Source organism: Pseudomonas edaphica, assembly GCF_005863185.1.
Classification (GTDB): Bacteria; Pseudomonadota; Gammaproteobacteria; order Pseudomonadales; family Pseudomonadaceae; genus Aquipseudomonas; species Aquipseudomonas edaphica.
The window spans coordinates 1-9220 of the sequence record NZ_VBVZ01000226.1; the positions used below are offsets into that span (position 1 = coordinate 1).

Sequence of the window (9220 nt, forward strand, 5' to 3'; positions counted from 1 at the left end):
GTATCACGTGCCACACAGGTCAGTTCCTGAATGTGGATCGTGGTGAAACGGTCTTCTTGAACAACACGCTCGGACAGGCAGATGGAGTCTTCGAAGTTGAAGCCGTTCCATGCCATGAACGCGATGCGCATGTTCTGACCCAGAGCCAGTTCACCCATGTCGGTGGACGGGCCGTCGGCCATGATGTCGCTACGCTGAACGCGGTCACCCTTGCTCACCAGCGGACGCTGGTTGATGCAGGTGTTCTGGTTCGAGCGGGTGTATTTGGTCAGGTTGTAGATGTCGACACCGGCTTCGCCAGTTTCAACTTCATCATCGGCAACACGAACCACGATACGGCTGGCATCAACGGAGTCGATCACGCCGCCACGACGGGCGACGACGCAAACGCCGGAGTCACGGGCTACGTTACGCTCCATGCCGGTACCTACCAGCGGCTTGTCAGCGCGCAGGGTTGGTACAGCTTGACGCTGCATGTTGGAACCCATCAACGCACGGTTGGCGTCATCGTGTTCCAGGAACGGGATCAGCGACGCTGCAACCGAAACTACCTGCTTCGGCGAAACGTCCATCAAGGTGACGTCTTCCGGCGCCTTGACGGTGAACTCGTTCAAGTGACGAACAGCTACCAGCTCGTCGATCAGGACTTTCTTGTCGTTCATCGTGGCCGAAGCCTGAGCGATCACGTGATCAGCTTCTTCGATGGCGGACAGGAATACGATCTCGTCGGTGACCAGAGCGTCTTTCACCACGCGGTACGGGCTCTCGAGGAAGCCGTACTGGTTGGTGCGCGCATAAGCGGCCAGGGAGTTGATCAGACCGATGTTCGGACCTTCCGGCGTTTCGATCGGACAAACACGACCGTAGTGCGTCGGGTGTACGTCACGAACTTCAAAGCCAGCACGCTCACGGGTCAGACCGCCCGGGCCCAGTGCAGAAACACGGCGCTTGTGGGTGATCTCGGAGAGCGGGTTGTTCTGGTCCATGAACTGGGAAAGCTGGCTGGAACCGAAGAACTCTTTCACTGCCGCAGCCACTGGCTTGGCGTTGATCAGGTCTTGCGGCATCAGGCCTTCGCTTTCAGCCATCGACAGACGCTCTTTGACCGCACGCTCAACACGCACAAGGCCAACGCGGAACTGGTTTTCGGCCATTTCGCCTACGCAGCGAACACGACGGTTACCCAGGTGGTCGATGTCATCGACGATGCCTTTACCGTTACGGATGTCAACCAGAGTCTTCAGTACCGCGACGATATCTTCCTTGCACAGCACGCCCGAACCTTCGATCTCGGTACGACCGATACGACGGTTGAACTTCATCCGGCCGACCGCAGACAGGTCATAACGCTCAGGGCTGAAGAACAGGTTGTTGAACAGGGTCTCGGCAGCGTCTTTGGTCGGTGGCTCACCAGGACGCATCATGCGATAGATCTCGACCAGCGCTTCCAATTGGTTGCTGGTGGAGTCGATCTTCAGTGTGTCGGAGATGAACGGACCGCAGTCGATGTCGTTGGTGTACAGGGTCTCGATGCGAACAACCTGGGCCTTAGCGATTTTTGCCAGGATTTCGGTGTTCAGCTCGGTGTTGCACTCAGCCAGGATTTCGCCTGTAGCCGGGTGAACGATAACCTTGGCGGTGGTGCGACCCAGGACGTAGTCCAGAGGCACTTCCAGCGACTTGATGCCGGCTTTTTCGATCTGGTTGATGTGGCGCGCAGTAATACGACGACCCGCCTCAACGATCACTTTGCCGTTTTCGTCCTGAATGTCCAGAACGGCAATTTCACCACGCAGACGCGAAGCAATCAGCTCCAGGCTGAGGGTTTCATCCTTCAGGCTGAATACGTTGGTGGTGTAGAAAGCGTCCAGCACCTGCTCAGTGGTGTAACCGAGCGCGCGCAGCAGTACCGAGGCCGGCAGCTTGCGACGACGGTCGATACGCACGAACACGCAGTCTTTCGGGTCGAACTCGAAGTCCAACCACGAACCGCGGTACGGAATGATCCGCGCGGAGTACAGGAGTTTACCGGAGCTGTGCGTCTTGCCGCGGTCGTGGTCGAAGAACACGCCCGGGGAACGGTGCAGCTGGGAAACAATAACACGCTCGGTACCGTTGATTACGAAGGTACCGTTTTCAGTCATCAGTGGGATTTCGCCCATGTAGACTTCTTGCTCTTTGATGTCCTTGATCGCTTTGTTCGACGATTCTTTGTCGAAAATGATCAGGCGGACTTTTACCCGCAAAGGTACGGCGTACGTAACACCGCGCAACACGCATTCTTTGACATCAAATGCCGGTTCGCCCAGGCGATAACCCACGTACTCCAGCGCAGCATTGCCGGAGTAGCTGATGATCGGGAAAACGGATTTGAAGGCCGCATGCAGGCCCACGTCGCGGAACTGATCTTTGGTCGCTCCCGCCTGCAAGAATTCACGATACGAATCCAGCTGGATAGCCAGAAGGTACGGGACATCCATGACGTCCGGCAACTTGCTAAAGTCCTTGCGGATACGTTTTTTCTCAGTATATGAGTAAGCCATCAGCGTTCCCCAGCTTGGTCACCTGCTTGTTTGGCCCCTCCGACGGGAGCAGCCAGAAAATCTTGCAAACCCCATGGTTTGCACCACCGCATCGGGTGGTTACAGCGCGTAATTGGCGGCGACCGAGTCGACAGCCAAGAACGGAAAAAGGCCGGTGGCAAGAGCCACCAGCCATCAGCCTTCAGCTTAACGCTTGGGCTGGAGACGCAAGGTCGATGCTTACTTCAGCTCGACTTTAGCGCCTGCTTCTTCCAGCACTGCTTTAGCTTTGTCAGCGGCGTCTTTCGACACTGCTTCCAGAACCTGGGCAGGAGCGCCGTCAACTACAGCCTTGGCTTCTTTCAGGCCCAGACCGGTCAGTTCACGAACTGCCTTGATCACGTTTACTTTCTTCTCGCCAGCTTCCAGCAGCATGACGTTGAATTCGGTTTGCTCTTCAGCAGCAACAGCAGCAACAGCTGGGCCAGCGGAAGCAGCGGCAGCGGAAACGCCGAATTTTTCTTCGAAAGCTTTGATCAGCTCAACAACCTGCAGAACCGACATTTCAGCTACGGCGTTGAGGATATCTTCTTGGGAGATAGACATTACTGTATTTCCTGAATTGGGGGACGGCCTACGCGGCCATCGAAATAAACAAAAATACGCGAAAGGAGGTGCTCAGCCTTAGGCTGCGGCAGCTTCTTTTTGCTCGCGAACTGCGGCCAGAGTACGAGCCAACTTGCTGGTAGCGCCTTGAATCACGCTCATCAGCTGAGAAATAGCTTCGTTACGGGTCGGCAGTGTTGCCAGTACGTCGATTTGGTTAGCTGCGAGGAACTTGCCCTCGAACGCAGCTGCCTTGATCTCGAACTTATCCTGACTCTTGGCGAATTCCTTGAACAAACGGGCAGCAGCACCCGGGTGATCTTTGGAGAACGCGATCAGAGTCGGGCCGGTGAACACGTCGTTGAGAACACTGTATTCAGTGTCAGCAACAGCGCGCTTGAGCAGGGTGTTACGTACAACACGTACGTATACGCCAGCTTCACGAGCCTCTTTACGGAGTCCGGTCATAGCGCCTACTGTCACACCACGGGCATCAGCCACGACAGCGGACAGAGCAGCTTTGGCAGCCTCGTTGACTTCAGCGACGATGGCCTTCTTGTCTTCGAGATTAATTGCCACGGGTTTAACTCCTGCTTGTTACCGTTTCATCTGGCCGAAGCCGGATGTCGTTTTGGTGTCTGATTCGGTAAGGAACCGGGAGCACCATCTGCGTAGGCTTGAGGTTTAAGACTTGCGCCGCCTACGGTCTTGGATAGCCCCCGCCAGGCAGGGACCCCAATTTTTTCAATTGGCGCGATCTCTCGCACCAACGTATTTCTTATACGTCCAGCGAGCCTTGGTCGATGACCAGACCTGGGCCCATAGTGGTGCTCAGGGTAACGCGCTTGACGTAGATACCTTTCGAAGAAGCTGGCTTGATACGCTTCAGATCAGCGATCAGGGCTTCAACGTTTTCCTTCAGCTTGACGGCATCGAAGCCGACTTTGCCAACGGAGGTGTGAATGATGCCGTTTTTGTCGGTGCGATAACGAACCTGACCAGCCTTGGCGTTTTTAACCGCGGTAGCTACGTCTGGCGTTACGGTGCCGACTTTAGGGTTAGGCATCAGACCACGTGGACCGAGGATCTGACCCAACTGACCTACAACGCGCATTGCATCCGGGGAAGCAATAACTACGTCGTAGTTCAGGTCGCCGCCTTTCATTTCGGCAGCCAGGTCGTCCATGCCAACGCGATCAGCGCCGGCGGCCAGAGCAGCTTCAGCTGCCGGGCCTTGGGTGAAGACAGCAACACGTACAGTCTTGCCAGTACCGTGTGGCAGCACAGTAGCGCTACGAACGACCTGGTCGGATTTACGTGGGTCAACACCCAGGTTTACAGCAACGTCAACGGACTCGCTGAACTTGACAGTCGACAGCTCGGTCAGCAGGGCAGCGGCGTCTACAAAGTTGTAGGCCTTGCCTGCTTCGATTTTGCCGGCGATAGCCTTTTGGCGCTTGGTCAGCTTAGCCATTACACACCCTCCACGTTAAGGCCCATGCTACGAGCAGAACCGGCGATGGTACGCACGGCTGCATCCATATCAGCTGCAGTCAGATCCGCGTTTTTGGTTTTCGCGATTTCTTCCAGCTGAGCACGAGTTACGGTGCCAACCTTAACGGTGTTAGGACGAGCGGAACCGCTAGTCAGACCAGCAGCTTTCTTCAGCAAAACCGAAGCCGGGGTCGACTTGGTTTCGAAAGTGAAGCTACGGTCGCTGTATACAGTGATGATCACTGGAGTCGGCAGACCTGGCTCAAGACCCTGAGTACGGGCGTTGAAGGCCTTGCAGAATTCCATGATGTTCACGCCGTGCTGACCCAGAGCCGGGCCGACAGGTGGACTTGGGTTGGCCTGAGCGGCCTTCACTTGCAGCTTGATGTAAGCGGTAATCTTCTTGGCCATGAGGCACTCCAATTACGGGTTCAAACGCCTCGAAAGGCTCCCCGGTTACTTGCGCGTTTATCCCAGTGACGACAAAACCCCACAGCCTAAGGCTGCGGGGTTGGGATGCTTGCTCAGCTAGACCTTCTCGACCTGGCTGAACTCCAACTCTACCGGAGTAGAGCGACCGAAAATGAGCACTGCCACTTGGATCCGGCTCTTTTCGTAGTTAACTTCTTCGACGGTGCCGTTGAAATCAGCAAACGGACCATCTGTGACACGAACAACCTCACCCGGCTCGAACAACGTCTTCGGCTTGGGCTTGTCGCTACCGTCAGCAACGCGACGCAGAATTGCTTCCGCCTCTTTGTCGGTGATCGGAGCAGGCTTATCAGCAGTACCGCCGATGAAACCCATGACACGAGGAGTGTCCTTGACCAAGTGCCAAGTACCTTCATTCATGTCCATCTGAACCAGCACGTAGCCAGGGAAGAACTTGCGTTCGCTTTTGCGCTTCTGACCATTCCGCATTTCAACCACTTCTTCAGTGGGAACCAGAATTTCGCCGAAGCCATCTTCCATGCCTGCAAGCTTTACGCGCTCTAGCAAAGAGCGCATAACATGCTTCTCGTAACCCGAGTAAGCATGCACAACGTACCAACGCTTAGCCACGGGACACCCTTAGCCAACAATCAAGGAAACAAGCCAGCCGAGCAGGGAATCAAGCCCCCACAACAGCAACGCCATAACCAGAACAACAGCCACAACAATCAACGTGGTCTGCGTGGTTTCTTGGCGAGTCGGCCAAACGACTTTACGAATTTCGGTGCGAGCTTCCTTTACCAGGACCGCGAAAGACTTGCCTTTGGCAGTCTGCAGGCCTACAAAGGCAGCTACAGCAGCAAGAGCGAGCAAAGCGAGTACGCGGTACAGGATCGGCGAAGCAGAGTAGTACTGATTGCCAACAACGCCTACGACCACCAACGCGACCACAGCGAGCCACTTGACGAGATCGAAACGAGAGCTTTGAGCTTCAGCCTTAGGAGTCATCTATGAAGATCCTGTGAAAAGAAAGCCAGACACACCACGTGAATCTGGCAGGTCAGGAGGGAATCGAACCCCCAACCTACGGTTTTGGAGACCGTCGCTCTGCCAATTGAGCTACTGACCTAAAACAAAATCAGGCCGACCATTATGCAGGCCTGAAAAAGACTTTACAACAACCAACCCCACTAGACCTGAAATCACCTGGCAACAAAGCCAAATGCAACACCAACAAGCCGAGGCAGCTGTTAAAACAAAGGCAGATATTTTCATATCTGCCTTGTTATATGGAGCTCTTGAGCGGATTTGAACCGCTGACCTCACCCTTACCAAGGGTGTGCTCTACCAACTGAGCTACAAGAGCAAAACACATTGCACAACCTGCAAACTTGGAGCGGGTAGCGGGAATCGAACCCGCATCATCAGCTTGGAAGGCTGAGGTTCTACCACTAAACTATACCCGCGGAGCTTGCAGCTCACGCTAAAAATGGTGGAGGGGGAAGGATTCGAACCTTCGAAGTCGTAGACGTCAGATTTACAGTCTGATCCCTTTGGCCGCTCGGGAACCCCTCCTAAGCGAGCCGGCATTCTACATCACGCCGGCCTTCTGTCAAGCATTTTCTCATTAAAAATATGAGGTTAGCTGCGTTGACCTTCGCTTCACGCTGTAGACCGTAAAGGTCTTCACTGCGAAGCGGGCGCCATTCTATGCAAACTATTCGACAGTTGCAACGCCTTCGCACAACATTATTTTATGTTTTAACTCATTGAATTCCTTAGCAAGGTTTTCAAACGGCAGATCCTCAGCCAACCTCCTGCTTTCAGGGGCGACACGAAGCCAATAGCCGGAGGCATCAGGCGTATTGAGGAGAAGCACTTTGACCTTTATATCCAGGCTTATGAGGCGCTGCTCTACCGACTGGGCCTGGCGCTGATCAGCGAAACCACCGATGTATAGACACGTACTTTGTGCGTCAGGCGCTTTTGCCCGGTCGCGCCGAACCATGGGGTCAGAGGATTCACTCAATAGGCGAATATCCTGCTGAGAGCCCTTATAGAGACTCAGTGGCGTTACATCTTTAGCACGCAATGGGGCTTCCTGTTGATGCCAGATGTAATAGAAGGCATTGAGAACGAGCAAAAGCAAAAACAGCCAACGCATAAATACCTCAGGACAAAGGGCACGCCATCGCCAGACCAACAAAAACCAGATCAGGAACAAAACGAGCGTGAGGCACGGCATCGGAGACCAGGTCAGCATCCCCGCCAGTCAGAAAAACCGTGAAGTCATTCCCCCAATAGCTCCGAGCCAACTCAAGCTGTGTCAAAACAAACCCTCTGAGCATCAGCGTACAACCCCGCTCAACGGCTTCCACAGTCGTCCGCCCCGGCGAGAGGCGTGCCAGGGCCTGCTCTGCCGCAATATCGTCGTAGCGGATTTTGCGCGTGTGCGTTCGCAACTGGCTGCGCATGAGGGGCATTCCCGGGCAAATGAAGCCGCCAAGGTGCTCACCATCGGCAGCAATAAAGTCTGCAGTGGCTGCGGTACCGAAATCGAGTACCAGGCAGGCACCTGATGCCAGCTTGAAACCACCGAGCATTGCCAACCAACGATCCAGCCCAAGACGCTCAAACTCTTCGTAGCCGTTACGTACACCCGCCGCCTCCCTCGCTGAGACAGCACAAGACACAACAACCCCAAATGCCCCCTGCAATGCCTCAACCAACTGCCCGGTCTCTTCGGAGGCCCGAACACTTACCAGGCGGCAGCGCGTCAATGACAACCCCGGGATTGCCTTCAGGCCCTCGATCAACTCAAGGTCCGAGCCGACAACACCCTCAGCGGACGCCCTGGCCATAGGCGAATCGAGCACACGCCACTTGATAAAGCTATTCCCACAGTCGAGCTCAAGAATCATCACGCAACCTCAGGCTTAACTCACCGCCGCTGTATATTTTCTCGACACCCTCGACACTCAGCCGCAGCGCGCCCTGGTGATCAACACCCAGCACCACACCATCAATCTGGTTAACACCCGCGATAAGAGATACGGCCTTACCCTGCCACAAATGATTTCGCTCCCACTCTTCCTGAAGCGCAGCAAAACCGAAAGCCTTATGTCGCTCCAGGTGACTTTGCAACTGCAGTCCAAGGCGTGCGACCAAGTGATTTCGGTCGACAGGGGAGCCCGTCTCCAACTGCGCCGACGTCCACTGCTGATCGACCTCTGCCGCCTTCTGCATATTTACGTTGATCCCTATACCGAGCACAACATGGCAAACATCAGCGGGATCTCCAACCAATTCCAGCAAGATACCGGCAATTTTTTTCTGCCCAACCAGGACGTCATTCGGCCATTTCAAGGCGGCGCCCTGGACACCCAACTCACGCAGGGCCTGCATGACTGCCAATCCGACGACAAGGCTAAGCCCTTCCAACTGCCTCAGCCCGCCGTCAATGCGCAATACGAGGCTGTAATACAGGTTTTGAGCAAACGGACTGACCCACTTGCGGCCCCGCCTCCCTCTTCCCGCCGTTTGCTGCTCCGCAAGCACCAGAAATGGCGCCGCGCAACCTGTGCCGACGAGGCGCAAAGCCTCGGCATTGGTGGAGTCTATGGAGTCAGAGATGTAAACAGGCCACGCCAAAGCAGGAGCGCGCTCTTGAATTTCTTCAGCACTCAAGAACACCAATGGAGATGCTAGCTGGTACCCCCTGCCGCGAATTTTATGAATGGGCAGGTTCAATTCAGACTCCAGATGCTGGAGCTGCTTCCAAACAGCACTGCGGCTGACACCCAGGGCAGCACCGAGCGCCTCTCCGGAGTGGAATCGACCATCTTTGAGAAGTGTTAACAACGTCAGCATGCAAGCATCGCCTCACAATGAGGCACGCATGATAGCCATGCGCAAGGTCATTGCATAGAAAGGACAGGATTTAGCACTGGAGGCGGCTGCAAAGCAGGCTTACGTGGCATCTCAGCCTGGACGCGTTGTGATTAACGCCACTCGTGAGCGAGATTTACGCCTAAACGAGCGCCCAAAACAAAACCCCTGATTGCGTTAGCAATCAGGGGTTTTGGAATTTAATCTTGACGATGACCTACTCTCACATGGGGAAACCCCACACTACCATCGGCGATGCACCGTTTCACTACTGAGTT

Annotated in this window: 10 protein-coding genes, 4 tRNA genes and 1 rRNA gene; all 15 read right to left on the reverse strand. The window is 55.0% G+C overall.

The features are described 5' to 3' along the window. Positions 1-2543, reverse strand: a 2543-nt coding sequence (rpoB, locus tag FEM54_RS16225; RefSeq protein WP_138451887.1) for a DNA-directed RNA polymerase subunit beta, incomplete at its 3' end; no start/stop codon positions are given. Positions 2544-2762: 219 nt separating this feature from the next. Then, the gene (gene rplL / locus FEM54_RS16230) at positions 2763-3128 is read right to left on the reverse strand and encodes a 50S ribosomal protein L7/L12 (protein WP_010566858.1); all 366 of its coding nucleotides are present in this window, start codon (positions 3126-3128) and stop codon (positions 2763-2765) included. Between the two features lie 78 nt (positions 3129-3206). Beyond that, on the reverse strand, positions 3207-3707 hold the full coding sequence (rplJ, locus tag FEM54_RS16235; protein ID WP_003176433.1) for a 50S ribosomal protein L10: 501 nt from the start codon (positions 3705-3707) through the stop codon (positions 3207-3209). Positions 3708-3906: 199 nt separating this feature from the next. Then, positions 3907-4602 carry a 50S ribosomal protein L1 gene (gene rplA, locus FEM54_RS16240; RefSeq protein ID WP_003232403.1) on the reverse strand — a complete coding sequence of 232 codons (696 nt, stop codon included), beginning with the start codon at positions 4600-4602 and terminating at the stop codon, positions 3907-3909. Beyond that, a complete protein-coding gene (rplK, locus tag FEM54_RS16245; RefSeq protein WP_003176435.1) occupies positions 4602-5033 on the reverse strand; it encodes a 50S ribosomal protein L11 in 432 nt (143 codons plus the stop codon). Before rplK ends, rplA begins: the two co-directional genes overlap by 1 nt. Positions 5034-5150: 117 nt before the next feature. Further along, complete coding sequence (gene nusG, locus FEM54_RS16250) at positions 5151-5684, reverse strand: transcription termination/antitermination protein NusG (RefSeq protein ID WP_003176436.1); 534 nt, start codon at positions 5682-5684, stop codon at positions 5151-5153. Positions 5685-5693: 9 nt separating this feature from the next. Continuing rightward, positions 5694-6062 (reverse strand): preprotein translocase subunit SecE, encoded by a 369-nt coding sequence (gene secE / locus FEM54_RS16255; protein ID WP_003194658.1) that lies wholly within the window; start codon positions 6060-6062, stop codon positions 5694-5696. A 45-nt stretch (positions 6063-6107) separates the two neighbouring features. Continuing rightward, positions 6108-6183, reverse strand: a tRNA-Trp gene (locus tag FEM54_RS16260). 161 nt (positions 6184-6344) lie between these two features. Beyond that, positions 6345-6420: transfer RNA gene (locus tag FEM54_RS16265), tRNA-Thr, on the reverse strand. Positions 6421-6446: 26 nt separating this feature from the next. Continuing rightward, positions 6447-6520 (reverse strand) — tRNA-Gly (locus FEM54_RS16270). Between the two features lie 24 nt (positions 6521-6544). Continuing rightward, positions 6545-6629 (reverse strand) — tRNA-Tyr (locus FEM54_RS16275). Positions 6630-6771: 142 nt separating this feature from the next. Beyond that, positions 6772-7218, reverse strand: coding sequence for a hypothetical protein (locus tag FEM54_RS16280; RefSeq protein WP_017135960.1), 447 nt, complete (start codon positions 7216-7218; stop codon positions 6772-6774). Between the two features lie 7 nt (positions 7219-7225). Further along, entirely contained in the window at positions 7226-7975 is a 750-nt protein-coding gene (locus FEM54_RS16285; RefSeq protein ID WP_017135959.1) for a pantothenate kinase, read from the reverse strand. Continuing rightward, positions 7965-8924 (reverse strand): bifunctional biotin--[acetyl-CoA-carboxylase] ligase/biotin operon repressor BirA, encoded by a 960-nt coding sequence (birA, locus tag FEM54_RS16290; protein WP_017135958.1) that lies wholly within the window; start codon positions 8922-8924, stop codon positions 7965-7967. Before birA ends, FEM54_RS16285 begins: the two co-directional genes overlap by 11 nt. 222 nt (positions 8925-9146) lie before the next feature. Then, positions 9147-9220: ribosomal RNA gene (rrf, locus tag FEM54_RS35235) — 5S ribosomal RNA — on the reverse strand; the annotation flags it as partial.